The following is a 22554-nucleotide window of genomic DNA, read 5'->3' as shown; positions in this document are numbered from 1 at the left end:
TTTCTCAGGCTCACACTAAAAATATAAGCAATTAATTTATATTGTTTTTATTTAATATATTTCATCTAAGGTCAATTGTACTAAATAAAAAGAGAGTTGCTCCGAGGTTAATTCCTACCATATAAATTCACCTATAGCTATCCAACGCGCAAGAATGAATATAAGAGCTGGAAAAAATGTAACAAAATAAATATATTTTAAATATTTCATTTTTATCTGCCCTTTGAATATTAATGTAATTAAAGAGGTTGTAATAATTGATTCAAAAAGACCGGCAGCTATTAGGCTCATATGGGTTGATGCTAAGCTTTCATACGATAAAAGCTCACCTAAATAATGAAATAAAATAAAAAAAATTATTACTATATAAAAATATAAAATGAGGTTAATAAACAGAATAAGATTAAATAAAAAATGTTTTGAGTCAATTAATTTTCTTGAAAACCAAAAATTCAGAGGGATTAGCAGCAATAAGAGTGCTACAGCTCCTGTACCATTTGGCATTATATTAGAATTCCAATTTTTAGAATTTTTCTAAATCAGCATGAGAGAATGCACTGTATATTATATCAATTTAAAAATATAAATTAAATAATATCAAAATCTTGCAAAACAAAAAGCTAAACATCTAAAATTTCAGCTTTTTATATCAAAGAACATCATCCCGCAAAAAAACCGCCCTCAGGCGGTTTTTCCATCTTCAATCAATCACTTCACATCAAAACGGTCTGCATTCATCACTTTCACCCAAGCGGCAACAAAGTCTTTTACAAACTTCTCTTTGTTGTCATCCTGTGCATAAACTTCCGCATAAGAACGCAAAATTGAGTTTGAACCGAATACCAAGTCGACACGTGTCGCCGTCCATTTCATGGCGCCGGTTGCGCGGTCACGGATTTCGTAACGGTTCTTCCCGACCGGTTTCCATGTATTGTTCATGTCGGTCAGATTCACAAAGAAATCATTGCTCAGCACGCCCGCACGGCTGGTGAATACGCCCTCTTTGGCGCCGCCGTAATTGGTATCCAAAACCCGCATGCCGCCAATCAGCACGGTCATTTCAGGCGCAGTCAGGCCCATCAATTGCGTGCGGTCCAGCAGCATCTCTTCAGGCTGCGCCGAATAGTCTTCTTTTACAAAGTTGCGGTAGCCGTCGTGCTTCGGCTCAAGGTCAGCGAATGAATAGGCATCGGTCTGTTCCTGAGTCGCATCACCTCGTCCTGCAAGGAACGGAACTTTGATATTCACACCTGCAGCCTGCGCGGCTTTTTCAACAGCTGCCGTACCGCCCAGTACAATCAGATCTGCAATACTGACTTTTTTCGCAAGGCTTGCCTGAATTTCTTCAAGCTTGGCTAAAACTTTGGCTAAACGCTCAGGCTCATTGCCCGCCCAGTCTTTTTGCGGCGCAAGGCGGATGCGCGCGCCGTTGGCGCCGCCGCGGAAGTCCGAGCCGCGGTATGTGCGCGCGCTGTCCCATGCAGTATTGATCAATTCAACAGAAGTTAAACCGCTGTTCAGCAGCTTTGCTTTCAGCTCATCAATTTCAGCTTCAGTGAGGGTGTAATCCACAGCAGTAATCGGGTCTTGCCAAATTAAATCTTCCGCAGGCACATCTGCGCCTAAGTAGCGGGATTTCGGCCCCATGTCGCGGTGCGTCAGCTTGTACCAGGCGCGGGCAAAGACTTCTGCCAAATAGGCAGGGTCTTTGTAGAAACGCTCTGAAATCTTGCGGTATTCAGGGTCCATTTTCAACGCCATATCAGCATCGGTCATCATCGGGTTGCGGCGCACATTCGGGTTATGCGCATCAACCGGCTTGTCTTCCTCTTTGATGTTGACCGGTTCCCACTGTTTCGCGCCCGCAGGACTGGTGGTTTTTTGCCATTCATAGGTGAACAGCAGATAGAAAAACTCATTGTCCCATTTGGTCGGATGAGTCGTCCAAGCGCCTTCCAAGCCGCTGACCATGGTGTTTGCGCCGTTGCCTGTGCCTTCAGAGTTGTGCCAGCCTAGGCCTTGGAACTCAACATCCGCGCTTTCCACATCTGCGCCTAAGTTTTCGGCTTTGCCGTTGCCGTGCGCCTTGCCCACGGTGTGACCGCCTGCGGTCAGCGCTACGGTTTCTTCATCATCCATGCCCATGCGGTCAAAAGTCACGCGCATATCCTGTGCAGTACGCAGCGGGTCTTGTACCCCATCAACCCCTTCAGGATTGACATAGATCAGGCCCATCTGCACCGCGGCTAATGGATTTTCCAGCGACTGGCGGTCCTGATCATCGGCATAGCGGTTTTCAGTCGGCGCCAGCCATTGATGCTCTTCACCCCAGTAAATGTCCTTTTCCGGGTGCCAGATGTCGATGCGGCCGCCGCCAAAGCCGAAGGTTTTCAGGCCCGCAACATCATAAGCCACAGTACCGGCCAGAATAATCAGGTCGCCCCATGAAATTTTATTGCCGTATTTCTTCTTGATCGGCCACAGCAGGCGCCGGCCTTTGTCGGTATTGACGTTATCCGGCCAGCTGTTCAGCGGCGCAAAGCGCTGGTTGCCGGTATTGGCGCCGCCGCGCCCGTCCTGCTTGCGGTATGAGCCGGCCAGATGCCATGCCGTGCGCACAAACATGCCGATGTAGCTACCGTAATCGGACGGCCACCAGTCCTGGCTGCTGCTGATCAGCTCGCGCAGGTCCTGCTTTACCGCCTCCAGATCCAGCGATTTAAAGGCTTCGGCATAGTCAAAGCCGGGGTCAAGCGGATTGGTTTTGCTGTCGTGCTGCGACAGGATGTCAAGATTCAAGGCATTCGGCCACCAGCCGGTATTTGAGCTGGCGATGCTGGTATTGCCTCCCTGCTGATGAAAGGGGCATTTGCCTGCAGCTTGCGAATTATCCGTCATGTTTAAGCTCCACAATTGTCTTAAAGTGATTTTTTACTTGAATTGTTTCTGCATGATTTACTCCATCAACATAGCGGTTTTCCTTGGCAAGCTAAAGCAAATTTAACGAATGGATACAATCGAATTTGCCTATCTAACACATTAAGAAAAAAAGACTTTTTAATTTTCAAAAAGATGCGGGGCAATTTCCGCAGCGCCACAGCCGATGCGGGCAGCAGCCGGCGCGATTGGATATTTTGATCAGGCCCTGCGCATAAACCGATCATGGATTTTGCCCCGGCAGCCTCCTGTCTAGCTGCCGCAGAAAGCTGTCCGCCTGCGCAAATTTTCCTGTCCTTCCCCCTGCAGCTCCGCTATATTGGCCTGAAGCCTCAACAATAAATAAAGCTATGCAAAACAATACCGCCGCCATGATTCAGCAGCATGACATCATCCTGTTTGACGCCGTTTGCGTGATCTGCAATGGCTGGGCCAAATTCCTGATCAGGCATGATCCGCAAGCCAAATTCAAGCTGGCCTCTGCGCAGTCGCCGCTGGGCGAAGCGATTCTGCAGCATTACGGCATGTCTACGGCGCATTACACCACCATGCTCGTCATTCTGAACGGCCAGCTGCATACCGAATCCACCGCGCTGCTGAAAGCCATGCATTATCTGGGCTGGCCCTTTGTCCTAATGGATGCGGGCTACGCCATTCCACGGCCAGTGCGGGATTTCCTTTACCGCCGGGTTGCGCTGAACCGCTACCGGCTGTTTGGCAAAACCAGTCAATGCCTGATTCCCAGCGCTGAAAATAAGCGCCATTTTCTGGAAAATGCTGTCCGTGAATCTTAAGCGGACGCTGCAGCCGCCAATCAGGACGATTCAGCTCAGCCTGGCTGCGCTCTGGATTTATCAGGGGCTGGTGCCCAAAATTCTGTTTCAGGCGCAGGATGAGCTGCGCATCTGGCTGCTGCAGGGTTTTGATGCAGGCCTTGCGCTTAGGCTGATGCAGCTGTCAGGCGCCGCGGAAATGATGTTCGGATGCCTGCTGCTGATGCTCAAGCCGTCCCGGCTGCTGCACGGCCTGAATATTCTGGCGATGCTGGGCCTGAGCCTGCTGATCATTGCGCTGGAGCCGCTTTATTTCAGCAAGGCGTTCAACCCCTTTGTCATGAATGGTGCGATGGCGGCGCTTTCAGCCTGCGCAATCCAGCTGCTGCGGATTGCGGAAGCTCCAAGGCCGGCAGCTGAAAGCTAGCGCCACTGCAGCCTAGCGTGAAAACTTGGCAAAATACTGCCGGCGCCAGTCTGTCCAGAAATACATCAGAATGCCCAGCATTACCGCGGCAATGCCGATAAAAGCGCGCGGGCTGACCTGTTCATGATTCAGCGCCGCGCCTAAAGCCAATGCAATCACCGGGGTCATCACATTGCTCAGCGCTACCGCTGAAGCCGCCAAACGGCGGATCAGCCAGAAATAGCACAGCATCGCGACAATTGACGACATGATCATGGTAAATAAGAAGCCGATGACGGCATGCAGGCCGGGCAGCTGCGCTGGGAAATGCCGCCAAATAAATGGGATCAATATTAGCGAGCCAAGCGCGGAAATGATCAGCGAACCGGCGGCCTGCGACATCGGACTGAGGGGCGCATCAATCCGCTTCACCCAAAAGATTGAGCTGATATAGGACACAATGCTGATCAGCATCAGCGCAATGCCGATGGGATTGACTCTGCTGTCTGCAGAATCAGCAAAGACAAAGCTGAGCCCGCCCACCGCAATGGCCATGCCCAGCCATTGCAGCCCGATCAGCTTCTGGGTTTTTAAAACCATATGGCCGATTAAGCCGGCAATCAGCGGCGAAAAGCCGAAAAGCAGCGCCATCAGGCCGGAGGTCAGATAGCCGGCCGCCAGATAAATAAACAGCTGCGCGCCGATTAAATTCAGGCTGCCCGCCAGATAGCTTTTCAGCGAGGCGGCATCAAAAGGCAGCGGATCACGCATCAGCTTCAGCAGCAGCAATGCGATGAGCGAAGCGCCGAAGTAGCGGATGATCAGCACCCACATCGGATGGACTTCCGCCACGCTCCACACAATCGCCAGCGGCGTTGCAGCCCAAATCAGCACCAGCAAAGCATAAATGCCGGCCGTGGCGAGCATTGAGGATGAATTTGAGTTCATAGACTGTTCTGCCGCAAGTTAAATTCTAGCCAAGGCCCAAAATAAAGCCCGCCCCGTGATCACCTGCGCTGTGCTGATTTTCAGGCCCAATAAAAAAAGCAGGCCGGCGCATAGCAGAGGCCTGCTTAAATTAAAGCGCGCAGGACTTAGGCGGCTTTGCGCAAGTCCAGGCTTAAATCAAGATGCTTTTCCGCTTCAAACACGGCTTGTTTGGCGATCATCTTTTTCAAATGGCGCATTTCTTTGGCTGCATTGACGGTAATTCCGCCCACAATGATGCCATCGGTTACGCCGAACAGGACAAATGAAGAGGCTGCGCGCTGCTCAGGCTGAATTTCCCCGCGGACAATCCACTCTTCTGCCGCCATATCGCCGGCGAACTGATAGTTGATATCGAGCTGATCCGTCCAGAACCATGCAGGATTCGGCGCCGGATGCTGAATGCCCATAATATGGCGCGCAAAAATTCCAGCCTGCAGATTGGCATTTTCCCATGTTTCAACACGGCGGTACTGCCCATCCGCACGAAGCTGCGTGGCCACATCGCCTGCTGCGTAAATATCTGGGTTTGAGGTTTGCCCATGCTCATTCACTTGAATGGCAACATCAACCGCTAAACCAGCCTCTGCCGCCAGCTGTGCATTCGGCACAATGCCAATGCCGTAAATCACTGCATCCGCACGCAGCTCCTCACCGCCTTCTAAGCTAATCACAACTTCTTCACCTTGCGGATTTTGCTCAAGGCGGCAGCCTGCAATTGAGCTTGAAAGGCGGACATCGACACCCGCGAGGCGCTGCTGCGCCAATAAAAACTCGCTTAAGATCCGGGGAGATGAACGCCCCATCACCATCGGCCCCATTTCAATCACGGTCACCTGGCAATCTTTAAAGCGCGCAGAGGAAGCCAACTCTAAGCCAATCACCCCGCCGCCAATCAAGACAATCCGCTGCCCTGCCTGGAGCACCGGCACCAGCGCTTGCGAATCTTCCAAATTGCGCAGGGTATAAACGTGTTGGCCGAGCGCATCGAAATTCGGCAAGCGTCGCGCGGCGCCGCCTGTGGCAAGCAGCAGTTTGTCATAAGCAATCACATCGCCCTTTTGCAGTTCAACAGTTTTTGCTTCAGGGTTAATTTTGACTGCGCCATTGCCGCGAATATGTTCCACACCCAAGGCTGCCAACTTCTCTTCCGATAAAATCTCAACCTTGGTTTCATCGGGCTTTAAAATCACATCCTTTGACAAAGGCGGACGCTCATAAGGCAAATGCGCTTCATCCCCAATCAGGATGATTTTGCCCTCAAACTTACTGCCGCGGAGTTCTAAAATCGCGCTTGCGCCTGCCTGCCCTGCACCGATGATGACGATGGTTTCGATATTGCTCATTTAATTAACCTTTTAACTCTGCCGATACAATGCCAAAGCCCGCAATCCACTCGCTGATGTCTTCATAGCAGTGCGTGGTCATCTCATAGTCCCCAATTTCATGCAAGGCTGCAAATGCCGCCATCCAAGAACGGACTTCCTGCCCGCCGCGCCCGCCATCACGGCGGATATCCGCCTCGCTCATGGCTTCAAGGGCTGCAAAGTCAGCCTGCTTGAATTTTTCCAGCAGCGCAATATCCCACTCAGGATTGAGCGGCACAGCGACAGATTGATCGCCGGCTGCCAGTTTTTGCCCCACGGCAATGATCTTGGCTTGGCGCGCATGACGCGCTTCAGCGCTTGGGTTGCGGCCGCAAATCAGAAACTCTTCCACTTCTGGCGGTACAGCGCCCATTTGCGGTGTCGGCGGATCATGTGAAAGCCCGCCTGTCCCTAAAATTAGGACTCGTTCATTTTCAAGATTTAAAGACTGAATAAATTGTCCAACAGCGCGTCCCAAAGCGATGGTTCGCTTGGCGGTCGGCATCGGCGCTGCTGCGCCATTAATAAAAATCGGGATGGTCGGATAGCGGTCCAGCTGCCCGCCGCACAGGAAATGCAGCGGCTGCGTCACGCCATGGTCAGCTTGCATCCGGTAGGAATAGGCAGTGTCGACACCGTCATCCAGCACGCGGCGCACCAAATGAAGCGCGGTTTCTTCAGGCACATTGATGTGGGCATTGTCTTTGCCGTAATCCCAATCGCCTGCCGCAGTTGCACGGATGCCGACACAGAAGCTCGGCATCAGGTCATAGAAAAAGCCATTAAAATGGTCTGGGCCAAAAGCAATGATGAGCGTCGGATCATAAGCGGCCACTTCAGCCGCCAATTTAGAAAACGTTTCACGCACTTTTTGCTCTTGAGCGCGGTCTTGAGGTGCAGCAAATTCCATTAAGGGACTGTGCGATGCACAAATGAGTTTAACGGCCATGTGTGACTCCAAAATAGAAACCGTCGCTTAATGACTGTGTTTCCTTAATATATGCAAAGATTTCAATATAAAGGCTGGGTCAAAATTAAGCGTTGAAATGATGAAGCGGAGTCTTTCCAATAAAGCATAAACTTTCGGACTAACCTTCGGTTCGGCCTACTTTTCTTTTGGGAAAAGTAGGCAAAACCATTGTCATTCGCAAAACTCGGCAACAACCATCACGACATTAACAGGTCACAGAAACATTTCGTTTTAGCTTTAGTCCTGCCTCAAACAATTGCGAATGACTTTTCCGCGTACCCAAGATTTTTGAAATACTCATCAACCCTAATTTAGATTCGAGATTTCTTTACGTTTCAAAGCTCCGAAGATCCCTAGATGATGAGCAGTTCAGTGAATCAATCACTCATCAAAGAACCCAGCACGGGGTTGGCGTAAACCACGAATGCCTAAACCGCATTCGGCATTGATCAAAACACCCGTCAGCGGACGGTTGTTCTGACGTGATGCCAATAGAACGTATGAACCCGTCATGTCTTCAGGTTCAGGCAGGAAATTCAGCGGCATGCCGCGGGCAATCTTTTCAGGGTCGCGCGCATCAAGCAGGCCCAAGTTCTCCTGACCCAAAGACGCTGCGCCTTTGATATTGACATTCATGCCTGACGGCGCCACGGCATTCACCCGCACTTTAGGCGCAAGTTCATAGGCCAATTCCTTCATCACGCCCACACCTGCGTGCTTAGAGGCTGTATACACCGGGCCTCCGCCTGCGGAATACAGGGCTGAATTAGACAAAGTAAATATGATTGACCCTTCAGAAGCGATCAATGCATCCAGTGCAGCTTTTGCCCCCAAGATGAGCGACTTGGTGTTAATGCCCATAATTTCATCAAAGGCTTTTTCCAGCTGCTCACCCGAAGTATTGACGATATCGGCATAATGATCCCAAATGCCGGCATTGCCGACAAAACAGTCCAGTTTGCCGAAACGCTCAAGCGTGGCATTCACGGCGCGGACGTTGTCTTCATAGCAGGCCACGTCGCCCGCAATCGCAAGGATGCGGTCTCCGAAATGCGCCTGCAACGCCTCGACTTTGGCCTGTGAACGCTGCAGCACAGCCACCTGCGCGCCTTCTGCTAAAAAGCGCTCAACCAATGCCCAGCCCAGACCTGAGCCGCCGCCTGTAATCAGCGCAACTTCACCTTGCAGCCAGCCCATGCCTATGCCCCTGCCATTTCAACAAATAATTGACCGTTTTCCACAATTACAGGAAAAGTCTGAATAGGATCGGTTGCAGGCAGGCATAAAGCCTGACCTGTTGTTAAACAAAAGCGCGCAGAATGCAGCGGGCATTCCACCGTGCCGTCATCTTCCAGATAACCTTCAGACATTGAAGCATTGCCATGCGAACAGCGGTCATTCATCGCAAAGAACTCGCCGCCATTATTGAAGACTGCCAGCGCTTCAATACCGTTCACACCGCAGTCCACTTTCAACGCTTCGCCTTCGTCCAATTCATCGATTTGGCACACAAAAATCTTATTCATTAGAAGAACACACTCAGGTTATGGGAGTTGTAAGTCACCTGGTCTAAGGTGATCTTACGGTTGAAAATCTGGAAGCCTTGCCCGGTATCTACTTTGCGGATCTTGTCGTGGCGCTTGCCGCAGTAGATGGTGACATCTTTTTCTTTCTGGGTGCGGTACAGCAAATAGGTGACATACACATCGTATTCGCCTTCAACTTCAGCCGCTTCAACAATCACATTGGACACCATATGCGTGGTGCGGGATGGCGGTTCTTCAGCCCACGCCATGCCTGTTTCCAAGCGCGCGACACGGCGTTCCAGCAAATCCTTAGAATCGTTAAACACCCACGTGGTTGGCGGCTCAACTGAACGGCGGCGGTCGCGGGTTTGCGCATTTGGCGTGGTGCGCAGGGTATAGGCAATATCGTCCGCCAAAACGTCCAGCCACTCGCGGAATTTCCAGTCGTCCAGCAGCTTTGCTTCACGGTAAAGGAACTGGCTGATCTGATGCTGAAGTTCTAAACTGATCTGGCTCATTTCATCAGCTCCTGCTCATATTCATCCGCGGCTTTTTCGACCTCTTCCCATGTGTCATGAATCAGCAAATCTGCCCAGCGGCGGTATAAGCCGCGCGCTGCGGTTTCAGAAAAAATGTAGTTGGTAATGCCCGGAATGCCGTCTTCACGGACTTTTTCATTGCCCAAGCCCATTTCCATGATCAACGGGTTGTTGCGCGCTTTATAGCCGCGCAGTACTTTCTGGATTTCAATCCAGTTTTCCGAATCATCCTGCTCAAGGAAACCCGCAGGCCCAAAGGCGCGCGTTGCAGAACGCTCAAAGGCTTCTTTGACTTCCTGCGAAGCTTCAGCATCGGCAATGCAGAATGCCCAGACTTCAGTTTTGTTAGGGCCGCGCGGATGCCATACCCGCAGGGTTGCTGTGCCGTTCAGCCATGACATGGTCGGGAACATGGTATTGTGACCTGCAAGGCGCAGCGCGCGGACTTCGCCTAAACGCTCTTTGACTTCTTCAAAAGTTTCACGGAAGTAGTTGGCTACTTCACCATCTACCCAGACGTTTGCATCGGGCTTCTCTGTAAAGAAGAAGCCTGAACCATGGCCGCGTGAACCGTACTGAATGGCGTCTTTGGCGGTTTCCCAGACTGGACGCGCGGTTTGCGCTGCACCGAGTTTTTTAGAAGAATCATCATCCGGTTTGGCGCCCAAAACCTGGATCGCAGAGGCATGTGAGAACAAGGCATGGTACTGGTCAGAGGCAAACTGTTCCGCTGCAAATTTCCAGTTGCACTCGATTTCCCATTTGTGCACCCCGCCGATGATTTCCGTCCCGCCCGGACGGCGGTCGACCACGCCATCCAAATACCAGGCGATGTCGCCCATATATTCAATTAAATCGGGTGTGGTTTCATCCCAGCAGCCGAAAATCAGCCCTTTATAAGACTCTACGCGGTTGACTTCAACCAGGCCCCATTTTTCTTTGCAGGCGCCTTGCGGGAAGGCGCGGTCTTCCAGCGGAATATCTTTCAGTGAGCCATCTACCCCATATGACCAGCCATGATATGGGCAGGTAAAGGCGCGGGTATTGCCGCAGTCAGCAAAGCTGACGCGCATGGAGCGGTGCCGGCACTGATTCAGAAAGGCTTTGATTGAGCCGTCTTTTTGGCGCGCCACAATAATCGGGTCTTCGCCCATGTAGGTATTGAAGAAATCGCCCGCCTTAGGAATTTGGCTTTCATGGCAAAGGAACAGCCAGGTGCGGCCGAACACGCGCTCAAGCTCGAGTTCGTACAGATCCGGGTCTGTATAGATCGACGGCGAGATGCGGCCATTTTGCGCATCGACCAAAGCGTCGATTTCGCGCACATCAATTTTTCCATTCATGAAAAGCTCTCCTGTGACCGGCAGCGGCACAACGTAAATAGACTCAACTTTTCAGCGATGATGGATTTTCAGCAGCTTTTGGTGAAATATTTTTTTTGTTTCAATTAATAGGTTTAAGAACTTACTAGAACTGCAGCCGCTTATACGGAAACAGCCATAAGCGCGCTAAGCCCATTTATTTTCTAAATATCAAAATCATCTTCACGGCATAGTTGTTTATAGATTATACTGGCGCGAAATTATAGTAAGACATTTTTTGGATTACTCACTGGGCGGATTATATGGAATTACGACACCTGCGCTACTTCATTACGGTTGCTGAAGAACTCAATTTCAGCAGGGCTGCGCTTAAGCTTTACACCGCTCAGCCTTCGCTCAGCCAGCAGATTAAGGATTTGGAAGAGGATGTCGGGGTGCGCCTGCTGCACCGCACCAAGCGCAAAGTGGAACTGACCGAAGAAGGCGCGGTATTTCTGGAGCAGGCCCGCCTAACGCTGGCGCAGGCCGACAAAGCCATTGCCATGGCGCGCCAGGTGTCGCAGGCCAAGCAGCAGATGCTGCGCATCGGCTTTGTGCCTGTGGCGGAAATGAAAATCTTCCCCTATGTGCTGCCGAACCTGCGGGTGCAGAATCCGGACTTGAAGATTGAGCTGCTGAGCCTCAACAACCTTGAGCAGATGAAGCTGCTGAAAAAAGGCGAACTGGATGTCACCTTTACCCGGCATAATTTCCATAACGATGAAATTGAAAGCCAGTTCGTGCTGCGCGAACCGCTGATTTTCATTCTGCCGCAAGACCATCCTCTGGCCAAATATGAGCGCATTCCTGTTAAGGCTTTAAATGGTATTGATTTTATCATTCCGGCAGCCGAGCAGTCCCTGACCCTGCATACCGCCATTCTGGATTTTGCCAAAGCCAATAATATTGAGTTCAACATTGTCCAGAAAGCCGACAATATCCTGTTCAATATCAACTCGATCGGCATGGGCCTCGGCTGCACCATCCTGCCGGGCTACATTGCGCCGCTGACCATGAGCAATACCGTAATCCGCCCGCTGGACATTGAACTGCCGTATCTGGACCTGTATGTCAGCAGCCGCAAAAACAGCAGCTCGGCCGCCGTGCAGAAATTCATTGAGCTGCTGACCCGGGTTTTCTATCTGGACATTACCCGCGAGCAGCCTTAGCTTTTGCCCAAAGCCCGGCTGCACGCAGCGCCATTATTTCCTGAATTGATAATGGCGCTTTTTTTGCGCAAAAAATATGCATCCTGCAGGCAAAAGCGGCGCTGTCCTGATGCAGTTTGCCTGCCAGCGCCCTGCCCTTGATGGAAAATAACCAATAAATTTCAGTTTATGAATTGATAAACTGTTTTGCGCGCCGGCCAAATTACCACTTAAGTCTAATAAGCGCGGCGCCGGCGGATTGGACTATCGGCAGCGATCTGCGCTAGATTCTTCCTTGGCAGCCCCATAAGAATTCAAGAATTAAGGACGCATGATGAAGCTTCAGCCGTTTTCCAGCCTTAAAACCGGCGTGCAATACCGCCCTTATTTCTTTGTGTCCTTTTTAATGACCATTCTGCTGTTCGGCGCCCTGCAGGCGCTCAGCCCGTGGACCTGGTCAACCTGCCTGCTGATCAGCTGGAACATTGCGGTTTCCTGCTATCTGATTTTCACCATGCGCAAGCTCTGGCATGCGGATCATCTGCACATTCTGCAGCGCGCGCAGCAGCAGGACGCCAGCAAATGGCTGATTCTGCTGCTGGTTTTCCTGACGCTGGTGATGTGCTTTATTGCGATTGTGGTGGAGGTGAATCATTTGCCGCTCGACCCGGCCATCCGCCTGGGCCATCTGGCGCTTTCCATTCTGACCATTCTCTGCGCGTGGTTTTTCATGCATACGGTCTTCGCCATTCATTATGCGCATGACTTTTATCTGGCTCTGGAAAAGCATCAGCAGGGCGGGCTGGATTTTCCTAAAACGCCGCATCCGGCTTATCCAGACTTCCTGTACTTCAGCTATGTGATCGGCACTTCCGCGCAGACTGCGGATGTGGCCATTACCTCCCGCTCCATGCGCGTGCTGAATATCCTGCACATCTTATTGGCTTACGGCTTCAATACCACGATTTTGGCAATCAGCATCAATATCGCTGCCGGCTTTATTCAGCCTTGAAAATAGACAGGGATGGCCTGCACCAGCACTGTCCCGCATTTTTATCAGCATTACAACTACATGGTTTTCCAATACAGTTAAAATATTAATTAAAAACAACTATATATTATTTTTTTGCGCAAAAAAGCAGGAGGCTTATGCGCTCTTAAGTTTTAGCGCCCGCACTGCCTCATTTTTCCTTTATAAAGTTTAAACGCCTTTGCGCAGGCAAGACCCTACTTTGAAAAGACTCAAAGTAGGCAAAAGTCTTTGCTGCCCATACACGGCATCCTTGCCGTGATGGGCAGCGTGCGGCATCCCTGCCGCACCCATGTATCCGAAGTTTATTTGACTCAGCTATGGGACAGCAATGCCTTCGCCATCCCTTTTGCACTGCAGCGCAGCAATCATTTCACGCCGCGCGCGCTTAAATAGTCTTTAATCACCGTGTTGAATTCTTCGGCTTTTTCCACCTGTGACCAGTGTCCGCACTGGCTGAAAATATGCGCATCGGCAAATGGCACGGTATTTAAAATATCCCATGAGCGCGACACCGGAATCACCACATCCTGCACGCCATGAATCAGCAGCACAGGCACTTGGATGCCTTTCATTTTTTCAAAATCCAGCGGGAACTCAAAGCGGTCACGGTCACGCGCACCGACCACATCCATTAAGCGATCTGAAGCATAATCATTTTTGGCCGCTTCATAACGCACTTTGACCAGCTCATCGGTAATCAAGCTTTTATCGACTACAAACATCGATAAGGTGTTTTTGATGCCTTCTTCGGTCAAAACAGGGTTGGCATGGGCTTTCAGCGCCGCAGTTTGCTTCGCACCGCCCGTACCCATCGACACTATGCCTAAAACACGTTCTGGATAATCGAGCACCATTTGGAAAGCTAACCAGCCGCCCAATGAGTTGCCCACCAGCCAGGTTTTTTCAATGCCCAATGCATCCAGTGTACGCACTGCGTGATCCACCCATGCGCGAATGCCGTAGGCTGTACCGTCTGCCACAACGGTCTGACCGTAGCCAATCGAGTCAATGGCGATACAGCGGGCCTGCTCAGCAATTTGCGGCAAGTTCAGCCACCAGTTGGCAGCCGCCGAAACCCCTGTTCCAGAGCCGTGTAAAAATAAAATTGGCGTGCCTTCACCCAATTCATGGTAATGGGTTAACTCGCCTTCAGCCGTTTCAATCCATTTATCTTCCAAGCCAAAAAATGGGTCGGTGGTGTAATTCGGGATTTGGACCGTGCTCATACATACTCCTCGTACAGCCTTAGATCTGCCTGGCTTTATGCATCCAGCCGCAGATCAATGCGTTCATTTCGACAGTTTTACTGCTCCATCTTACCTGTTCAAAACCAAGCAACTGATAGTTGTTTTCGATCACACCCTATAAAAAAACGATTATTTAAACATATGTTTATAAACAATATATTTTAAAAAATCCTCTGCTCAGCCTATTCACTGCACATCAAAGCTTCTTTGCAGGAAAAGGGCGATTCAAAAAGAATCGCCCTGTTCATACTGCTTAAGATTAGAATTTATAACTGTAGGTCGTGGCGACACGGTATTCTTTTAAATCGCTTTTCCAGTCGTAATCGGTATCGATATACATCGCTTGAACACCCAAACCTTTGAATTTGCCTTCAGGTACAGTGTAATTCACAATCAGGTTCAGCTCTTGTTCTTCCTGATCAGTCTTGCCGCCCGCTTTGGCATCAAAGCCTGCAAAGTAAATCGCATTGGCATTCAAGCCTTTTAGCCCCAATTCGGCAAAGTCATACCCATAGGAGATATTCCAGGATTTCTCTTTGGCATTGGTAAAGGTTGCAACAGACCAATTCACTAAATAAGGCTGCGGCACCCAGCCTGCCAAGGTTGGGAAATTATTTTCCCCGAACATTTGCTGATAGCCCAGACCAAGCGTATGTGCACCATGATTGAATTTCGCCCCCATCGACAGGGCTTGGTTGTCAATCTCGCCATACAGCTTGTCACCAGATTCAGAATTATCAAAATAACGCACATGGCTTGCCAGCTTAGTATTTGCACCCAGCGCGGTGCTGTAATTGATGCCGGCATAATGCTGCTGGTAAATGTCCTGTACATCTGCATACCAATAGCTGGCGCCAACTTCAGAATTAAACTGATGGTCAATCCCCGCGATATACATCCCGTCCGCGGCTTTGGCAGTATTTGGGTTATTGTTTGGGAATAAACTCAGATCCTGAAACTGATTGTCATAGCGCGCATTGATGCCGTCAATATAGGCCAAACTCAGTTTGGTATCTTTCAGCTCTTTCGATTCTAACCATGCGCCGCGATAAGTAGTCAGCAGCTGACGCGATGGATCAAACACTAAGACTGGAGAAACAGGCAGCAGCTCACCGACTTTCAATTCCGTTTGCGATACTTTGGCTTTTAAAGTGGCACCGACTTTGCCGAAATTGCTGGCTTGTTCCTGTCCATTATGCGGAAGCACCCAATCGGCATTTTTATCACGGCCATTTAAACGCAAAGCATGCTGCACCAAAACATCTGCGCCGACTTGCAATGCGCCAATTTGGGCATAGCCTGATTTGGCATCTAAGCTGATGGCCTGTGACCAGCTGCCCCAGTTATTTTGCGGCTGCGTTTCATACTGGCGGTCTAAATAGAAATTTTTGAATTTTAACTGGACTTGGCTATCGTCGATAAAGTCTGCATTCGTTGCAGTTGCACCTAATGCCGCAGCTGCGGCACAGATGGCTGTCCATAAAGTTTGACGACGCATGAGGTATATTCCAATGATCACATTAAGCAATAAACGCCATCATGCGGAACTCATCGAGCAGAAAAAATCCGACCACAGTCTTAAGAAAATGCACCTCAGCGCAATATAAAAGCTAAGGCACGCACTGCTCTTTTTTCATTTAGATAAAATTACAATAACTCTCTTTTAGCTCAATTTCGCAAGCAGTAATGAAATGTTGAATCTATCTAGCCTTTCCAGCATCAGGCTAATTCCCTTGCCGAATAACTGCCATAATTAAGCGTTTTTTTGTTTAAGTTTTTCGATTCAGTTTTTTCATTTCGGCGCAGCGTTATAAGAAAAAGCGCTCATATCACAGATATTTTCTATATGTGCATGATGAAGTTGAATAGCTTTAAAACTGGATGGGTGTGCATTAGATCTAGGAAGAAAAGTATTCCCCCAAATCGATTATTTAATAACTATCACTCAGTATATTGTTAGTCCGTTAAGAATAAAATTGGCTTTCCTTTTGAATTCTCATTTTTATTTGATACGCGAAAATGGCATTCGCAATTGTTTGAGGCAGACTGCATTTTACAAGTAAGGTTTCTGCGATTAATTCTTTAATAACAACTATATGACGAGTTTTGCGATGAGGCGCACTGCGCCGCAAGATGCCTTTCTTGCGAACTCAAAATATATTTTGAGTTTCTCATTTGGGCTTATCCAAAGTAACATACGAGCTCCGAGCATATAATTCTTGAGATACTAAACAAAACTATGAAAAACAAAAAAGTTAAGGAGTTTACGAGAAACTCCTTAACTTATTGACATTAGATGCTTTCGATTCTTAGCTTTAATTAATAAATTAAACCAAAGCAGCCTTCGCTTTCGACATGGTCAAAGCCAAATCTTCAATCATATCTTCCTGACCACCGACCGTCCCACGACGACCCAATTCCAACAATATTTCACGCGCAGAGACACCATATTTGGCTTCTGCACGTTTTGCGAACAATAGGAACGATGAATAGACACCTGCATAACCTAAAGTTGCAGCATCACGGTCCGCACGAATCGGATTCAGCATCATTGGAATCACCAAATCTTCTGCCACGTCCTGTACTTTAAACAGATCCACGCCTGTTTCTAGGCCCATACGGTTTGCCACCGCAATGAACAATTCCAATGGTGTATTGCCTGCACCTGCACCTAAACCCGCAGACGCCAAGTCGACACGAATTGCACCTGCATCAACCGCGGCTACCGTATTTGCTACGCCCATACCCAAGTTATGATGCCCATGGAAACCTAGCTCAATACTGCTGTCCAGTTCTTGACGCAGTAAACCGACACGGTCTGTGACATCTTGCGGCAGCATATAACCTGCTGAATCAGTCACATAAATACAGTTCGCGCCATAAGACACCATCTTTTTCGCTTCTTCAAGCAATTGAGCAGGCGATGCCATGTGTGCCAACATCAAGAAACCAACGGTATCCATCCCTAGCTGACGTGCCGCAGTAATATGCTGTTCCGAGCAATCCGCTTCGGTACAGTGCGTTGCCACACGAATGGTTGAAACACCAATTTCATGGGCCATTTTTAAATGGTCAACCGTACCAATTCCTGGTAACAGCAATGCCGAAACTTTCGCATTCTTCATCCGTGGCACAACCGCAGACAAATACTCTTCATCCGTTGCCGCAGCGAAACCGTAGTTCACGGATGAACCGCCTAAACCATCACCATGCGTCACTTCAATCAGCGGCACACCTGCGTCGTCCAAAGCGGTTGAAATTGCAATCATTTGCTCAACAGTGGTTTGATGGCGCTGCGGATGCATTCCATCACGTAAAGTCATATCATGCACAATAATCTTAGACATAGGTTGCTCCTTATACTTCCGCCGCAGCCAATAAACGTTCCGCAAACATTTCCGCAGTGCGTGCAGCTGCTGCAGTCATAATGTCCAAATTCCCTGCGTACTTCGGCAAGAAATCACCCAAGCCTTCTACTTCAAGGAATATCGAGACGCGGTTGCCATCAAATACTGGACCATTCACCAGTTTATAACCGGGTACATATTTCTGAACTTCAGCAATCATGGCCTGAACCGATGCAGTAATTGCCGCTTGATCGGGTTCACTTTCAACTAAACAATGCACCGTATCGCGCATCATGAGTGGTGGCTCGGCTGGGTTAATAATGATGATGGCTTTACCTTGTTTTGCACCGCCGACTTTCTCAATCGCGCCAGCCGTGGTACGGGTAAATTCATCAATGTTTTTACGTGTACCTGGGCCAACCGACTTGGTCGAAACGGTCGCAATAATTTCCCCATAACTCACCGCTTGTACGCGGGAAATCGCAGCGACCATTGGAATGGTGGCTTGACCGCCGCAGGTCACCATATTCACATTCGGCAACTCATCTGCATCCAAGAGTTCTTGAAGGTTGACAGGCGGCACACAGAATGGACCAATCGCAGCAGGTGTCAGGTCAATCATCTGCACACCTAATTCGTTCAACTTACGGCTATTTTCCGCATGCACATAAGCCGAGGTCGCATCAAAGGCAATTTGAATCTCATCCGCAAGCACATGTGGCAATAGTCCATCCACACCTTCTGCTGTGGTTTTTAAGCCCATACTCGCTGCACGGGTCAGACCTTCTGAACTTGGGTCAATGCCGACCATCCATACCGGCTCAAGGAATTCGCTGCGCTGCAACTTATACAATAAATCTGTTCCGATATTTCCCGGACCGATTAATGCACATTTAATCTTTTTCATGCCTCTACTCTCTCAAAATTTCAATTTATTCCGCAGCAAACGCAGCGACCACTGAACCAAAGCCTTCAATTTCAACTTTAAATTCATCACCCGGTTGTGCAATCACCATTGGGCCTAAAGCACCAGTTAAAATGATGTCTCCCGCAAGCAATGGACGACCACGGCGTACCATCTCATCGGCAAGCCAAACCGCAGCATTTAAAGGATTGGCTAAACAGGCTTTACCAATGCCTTGCGAAACCACTTCATCGCCGCGGGTCATGGTCATTTTGCAGTTGACTAAGTCAAGCTGATCCAATTTCACGGGGCGTGAACCCAAAACAAATGCCGCAGAAGATGCATTGTCTGCCACGGTATCAATCAGTGAAATTTTCCAGTTTTCAATACGGCTATCCACTACTTCAATCGCGGGTAAGGCATAGGCTGTAGCGCTAATAATGTCCGCATAGCTATGTTTTTCTTGGGTTAAATCTTTGTTAATCACCAACGCAATTTCAGCTTCGACTTTTGGCTGAATCAATAATCCTGCGGGGATGGCTTCACCATCACCATAAGCCATATCGGCAAACAGCATACCGAAGTCAGGTTGATTGACCCCCAGTTGCGCTTGTACCACTTTAGAGGTGAGGCCAATTTTGCGTCCCACCAAGCGGCGCCCTTCTTTCAAGGCACGTTGGGTATTCACTTCCTGAACCGCATACGCAATATCGACGTCTGCTTGTTCCGCGCCCAATTGTGGGCGAATGGGTGCAATCGCAGTCTGTGTAAGCTCAGCGTTACGTAAAGCCTGCGCAACGGATTCAACAACAGCAGAATTCGACATCTAGGTTTCCTTAAAACTGCAAAAATTTGACGCATAGCGCGCTCTGGAACATTGGGAATGCGCGACGGAAATAATATGGGGATTGATTCCATCGGGCCGTTACGGGCGGCGGCTCCTCTCCAGAAAAGCGGTAGCGGAATAGGCAGTTTAGAATCGGAAAATTGCGGCTTTTATGCCAATACTTATTTTATTTATGACAATAGCTAGAACCTATTAGTTCTGAGCCAATAGGCTACATAGAAAGAAGGACTTAGCCCAAGCGCGATGTGATTTCCAAGTAAACAGATGCGTTATCTTTTTTATTCAATTCAACGATGGCGGCCGTTTAAGACCAAATGATGAGAAAAATAGCAAACTCGAACAGGATCGCCTCACTGTTCGGCAATCCTGCTCATTTCAAAATATAATTAAGACAGATTAAATCACTTGTTTAAGATCGGCATATTGAAGTAAATGCCGCTGCAGGCTTGGCACATCATCTGCAATCGTCAAAGGCTGATACTGCCTTAACGTTTCAGGTGTATGCACGCCATAGCTCACGCCAATTCTCGGCATGGCAATATTCTGCGCCATTTCCAAGTCATAACTGGTATCACCCACCATAATCGCGCGTTCAGCGGACACGCCCGTTTCAGTTAAGATTTCTTCCAGCATCAAAGGGTGCGGTTTGGACTTGGTTTCACTGGCAGCACGGGTTGCCGCAAATAGCGCTTGGCTCTGAGTCTGCGCCAGCACCCGGTCCAGGCCTTTACGGCTTTTTCCTGTCGCCACCGCCAACTGCAAACCTGCTTCACGCAGGCCATTCAACATATCGGCCACACCGTCAAACCAGACATCACCTTTTGAGTTCGCAACATAATGTTCCGCATAGCATTGCAAAATTTCGGCATGCAGCTCAGGCACTTGAGGGAATAGGCGCTGTGCAACTTCAGGCAAGCCTAAACCGATAATGCTTTTGGCATCATCATAAGTAAGCGGCTGAACAAATTGCTGCGCAGCAAACTGCAAACTCGCCACAATCTGTCCCACTGAATCAAATAAAGTTCCATCCCAATCAAAGATAATCAGTTCTACAGGTTTGTTCATGCATGGATTTCCAATATTTAATTCTGATTAAATTTAATCATCCTCCCCCTGAACCATGTTCAAGTTAAGTCTCAGTCAAAATGAAAGAGAACCTTGATACATTCAATACCACCGTATCTTCAAAAAGGCGGCATTCCCGCTCCCCTCAGGAGAGGGTTAGGGAGAGGTGATCAAAAGCACAGTCTATTTAACATCAATCAATGAAATGATTTGCATCTGCTTAGTTTACTTTTCAAGGATAAAAAGCAGCAAAAATCCTTTGTTCCTTTGATGATAAGCCCTGAAAGAGCCTTAAGCGCCGCTTTAAAGCGCAGTGCAAGGCTAAGCAGGGGGCATCATGCCGCCTTTCAAGCAGCACCCTAGGGATGCGGCTCAACTGAATATTTCAAAAGCTAAGTTGGATTGAGCTAAAAATCAATCCTTCTTCTGCGCTCTCAGCTGCGCAACAAGGCTCTGCATATCCTCAGGCAAAGGCGCTTCAATCGGCGCATAGCCCGGAATTTCAAGGCGCATTGCATGCAGGCACAGGCGGCGCGGCTTTGGCCCCTTGTATTCAGTTTCATGGCCGTATTTGTCATCGCCGACCAGCGGATGGCCAATGCTTAAGCCATGCACGCGGATCTGATGCGTGCGCCCGGACAGTGGCGATGCATAGACCAAAGTGGCATGCATGAAGCGCTCCGCCACTTTCCACTGAGTCTTCGACTCCTTGCCTTCTTTTGACACCCGCACGCGGCGCTCGCCATTGGCCAGTTCATAGCGCAGCAGCGGCTGATCAATCAGCTGCTGATCCAGGCTCACCTGCCCCTTGACAATGGCTGCATAGGTTTTCTGAATCTTATGCTCGCGCAGCAGGTCCTGCAGGTTTTTCAAAGTACTGCGCTTTTTGCTGATCATCACCAAGCCAGAAGTGTCGCGGTCAATGCGGTGAATCAGTTCTAAATATTTCTTGCCCGTCGCTGCCCGCAGGCCTTCAATCAGGCCGTAAGCCACGCCGCTGCCGCCATGCACCGCAATGCCGGACGGCTTATTCACCACCATCAGGCCTTCATCTTCATAAATCACCCGGCTGAGCAGGCTCTGCGCCACTTTGTCGGAAACCGGCGCTGCTGTTTCATCTTTTTGCTCGTAACGTATTGGCGCAACACGGATTTGATCACCAATTGCCAGCTTGGTCTCCGCTTTAATGCGCTTTTTATTCACCCGCACCTGGCCTTCGCGGATCAGGCGGTAAATCCGGCTTTTCGGCACGCCTTTCAGGCGGCTAAACAGGAAATTATCAATGCGCTGACCGGCCTGATGCTCATCCGCTTCAAACCAAGTGACGTTTTGCCATTGCTGTGTAGAATTCATACAGTTACTGTGACCCAAAAAATACCGAAATTGATTAAAAACTGATCATTTAGGCTATGCTTTACACAAGAAACATAAGCTTAGCCCATAGGCAGATGATGCAAGGTTTGATATAGTCAGCGCACGGAAACCATCGTAAGTGAGTAAAAGTTGGTTCATTTCAGATTGCTCTGAACTTGATTATTCAATTAAACACTCACATTAAGCGGGAAGGTCCCTAAAGAATTATGCCGACGCCGAAGGCTTATTATATCGGCAAAACTGCAGGCTGTTGCGTTTAATTGCATCTTAAGATGCATAAAGCAGCCTGCCGCAAAAAAATATGCTGCCAACTTTGTTGGTTTTTAAACGTAAACTGATACACATCAGATTAGTCGCTCCCTGATGCCGCATTCAGGCTACAGCGCTTGATGCATTGGATCTGCACAAATTGTAAAGATACGACGATAATTCCGTATCAAGACGCTCTCTCAGCTATGAAGGGATGATCTTTGAGCAATGTGACAGTGAAAGTTACTCACATCCAATGCACCGCTCGTCCGCCAGTGAATCGGACAGGTGACTTTAATCGTTTATAAGATTGAAGCCGTATTGCCATCATCAATACGTGAATCATAAACCGGAGCCCACAAAAAAAGGCCGGTAAGAACAGCTCAGACCGCAGTCGGTTCTTTGAAGTCTGAGCAATTGATCCGTGATGCGTGATGTTCGCTGCGTGTATAGCGATGTTTTGCTGTGTATCAC

20 protein-coding genes are annotated in these 22554 nt (G+C 49.1%); 4 read left to right on the top strand and 16 right to left on the bottom strand.

The features are described 5' to 3' along the window. Positions 1–114: 114 nt before the first annotated feature. Both BEN74_RS12705 and katG read right to left on the bottom strand, forming a co-directional pair. Positions 115–504: a hypothetical protein gene (locus tag BEN74_RS12705; protein WP_068909668.1), complete on the bottom strand. Its 390-nt coding sequence runs from the start codon at positions 502–504 to the stop codon at positions 115–117. A 204-nt stretch (positions 505–708) separates the two neighbouring features. Continuing rightward, complete coding sequence (gene katG, locus BEN74_RS12700; protein ID WP_068909670.1) at positions 709–2898, bottom strand: catalase/peroxidase HPI; 2190 nt, start codon at positions 2896–2898, stop codon at positions 709–711. A gap of 389 nt (positions 2899–3287) precedes the next feature. On the opposite strand from katG, the gene BEN74_RS12695 reads away from it, so the two are divergent. Next, on the top strand, positions 3288–3731 hold the full coding sequence (locus BEN74_RS12695) for a thiol-disulfide oxidoreductase DCC family protein (RefSeq protein WP_068909672.1): 444 nt from the start codon (positions 3288–3290) through the stop codon (positions 3729–3731). Then, complete coding sequence (locus tag BEN74_RS12690; protein ID WP_228200354.1) at positions 3721–4137, top strand: DoxX-like family protein; 417 nt, start codon at positions 3721–3723, stop codon at positions 4135–4137. The genes BEN74_RS12695 and BEN74_RS12690 overlap by 11 nt, the downstream gene beginning before the upstream one ends. 12 nt (positions 4138–4149) lie before the next feature. Here BEN74_RS12690 and BEN74_RS12685 read toward each other — a convergent pair whose 3' ends face one another. From BEN74_RS12685 to hcaE, 7 genes are all read right to left on the bottom strand, one after another. Next, positions 4150–5064, bottom strand: coding sequence for a DMT family transporter (locus BEN74_RS12685; RefSeq protein WP_068909676.1), 915 nt, complete (start codon positions 5062–5064; stop codon positions 4150–4152). 146 nt (positions 5065–5210) lie between these two features. Continuing rightward, positions 5211–6449: a 3-phenylpropionate/cinnamic acid dioxygenase ferredoxin--NAD(+) reductase subunit gene (gene hcaD, locus BEN74_RS12680; protein ID WP_068909678.1), complete on the bottom strand. Its 1239-nt coding sequence runs from the start codon at positions 6447–6449 to the stop codon at positions 5211–5213. 4 nt (positions 6450–6453) lie between these two features. Further along, positions 6454–7419 (bottom strand): 3-carboxyethylcatechol 2,3-dioxygenase, encoded by a 966-nt coding sequence (locus BEN74_RS12675; RefSeq protein WP_068909680.1) that lies wholly within the window; start codon positions 7417–7419, stop codon positions 6454–6456. Between the two features lie 402 nt (positions 7420–7821). Next, a complete protein-coding gene (hcaB, locus tag BEN74_RS12670) occupies positions 7822–8637 on the bottom strand; it encodes a 3-phenylpropionate-dihydrodiol/cinnamic acid-dihydrodiol dehydrogenase (RefSeq protein WP_068909682.1) in 816 nt (271 codons plus the stop codon). 2 nt (positions 8638–8639) lie between these two features. Further along, positions 8640–8966 carry a 3-phenylpropionate/cinnamic acid dioxygenase ferredoxin subunit gene (gene hcaC, locus BEN74_RS12665; protein ID WP_068909684.1) on the bottom strand — a complete coding sequence of 109 codons (327 nt, stop codon included), beginning with the start codon at positions 8964–8966 and terminating at the stop codon, positions 8640–8642. Then, complete coding sequence (gene hcaF, locus BEN74_RS12660) at positions 8966–9484, bottom strand: 3-phenylpropionate/cinnamic acid dioxygenase subunit beta (RefSeq protein WP_068909686.1); 519 nt, start codon at positions 9482–9484, stop codon at positions 8966–8968. Before hcaF ends, hcaC begins: the two co-directional genes overlap by 1 nt. Further along, positions 9481–10848 (bottom strand): 3-phenylpropionate/cinnamic acid dioxygenase subunit alpha, encoded by a 1368-nt coding sequence (gene hcaE / locus BEN74_RS12655; protein WP_068909688.1) that lies wholly within the window; start codon positions 10846–10848, stop codon positions 9481–9483. The genes hcaF and hcaE overlap by 4 nt, the downstream gene beginning before the upstream one ends. 281 nt (positions 10849–11129) lie before the next feature. Between hcaE and hcaR the strand changes: the two genes are divergently transcribed. Both hcaR and BEN74_RS12645 read left to right on the top strand, forming a co-directional pair. Continuing rightward, on the top strand, positions 11130–12035 hold the full coding sequence (gene hcaR / locus BEN74_RS12650) for a DNA-binding transcriptional regulator HcaR (protein WP_068909690.1): 906 nt from the start codon (positions 11130–11132) through the stop codon (positions 12033–12035). A gap of 313 nt (positions 12036–12348) precedes the next feature. Next, positions 12349–13026: a DUF1345 domain-containing protein gene (locus BEN74_RS12645; RefSeq protein WP_068909931.1), complete on the top strand. Its 678-nt coding sequence runs from the start codon at positions 12349–12351 to the stop codon at positions 13024–13026. A 386-nt stretch (positions 13027–13412) separates the two neighbouring features. Here BEN74_RS12645 and BEN74_RS12640 read toward each other — a convergent pair whose 3' ends face one another. From BEN74_RS12640 to BEN74_RS12610, 7 genes are all read right to left on the bottom strand, one after another. After that, on the bottom strand, positions 13413–14273 hold the full coding sequence (locus tag BEN74_RS12640) for an alpha/beta fold hydrolase (protein WP_068909692.1): 861 nt from the start codon (positions 14271–14273) through the stop codon (positions 13413–13415). A 280-nt stretch (positions 14274–14553) separates the two neighbouring features. Continuing rightward, on the bottom strand, positions 14554–15792 hold the full coding sequence (locus BEN74_RS12635) for an OprD family outer membrane porin (protein ID WP_068909695.1): 1239 nt from the start codon (positions 15790–15792) through the stop codon (positions 14554–14556). An 829-nt stretch (positions 15793–16621) separates the two neighbouring features. Continuing rightward, a complete protein-coding gene (gene dmpG, locus BEN74_RS12630) occupies positions 16622–17641 on the bottom strand; it encodes a 4-hydroxy-2-oxovalerate aldolase (protein ID WP_068909697.1) in 1020 nt (339 codons plus the stop codon). Positions 17642–17651: 10 nt separating this feature from the next. Then, entirely contained in the window at positions 17652–18548 is an 897-nt protein-coding gene (locus BEN74_RS12625) for an acetaldehyde dehydrogenase (acetylating) (RefSeq protein ID WP_068909700.1), read from the bottom strand. Positions 18549–18573: 25 nt separating this feature from the next. Then, complete coding sequence (locus BEN74_RS12620; RefSeq protein WP_068909703.1) at positions 18574–19371, bottom strand: 2-keto-4-pentenoate hydratase; 798 nt, start codon at positions 19369–19371, stop codon at positions 18574–18576. Between the two features lie 417 nt (positions 19372–19788). Continuing rightward, positions 19789–20457 carry an HAD-IA family hydrolase gene (locus BEN74_RS12615; RefSeq protein WP_068909705.1) on the bottom strand — a complete coding sequence of 223 codons (669 nt, stop codon included), beginning with the start codon at positions 20455–20457 and terminating at the stop codon, positions 19789–19791. A 414-nt stretch (positions 20458–20871) separates the two neighbouring features. Further along, complete coding sequence (locus tag BEN74_RS12610) at positions 20872–21810, bottom strand: RluA family pseudouridine synthase (protein ID WP_068909708.1); 939 nt, start codon at positions 21808–21810, stop codon at positions 20872–20874. Positions 21811–22554 lie beyond the last annotated feature (744 nt).

This window comes from Acinetobacter sp. WCHAc010034 (assembly GCF_001696615.3).
Lineage (GTDB): Bacteria > Pseudomonadota > Gammaproteobacteria > Pseudomonadales > Moraxellaceae > Acinetobacter.
The sequence above is the reverse complement of the archived record's forward strand: the minus strand, read 5'-3'. Positions and strand labels throughout refer to the sequence as shown.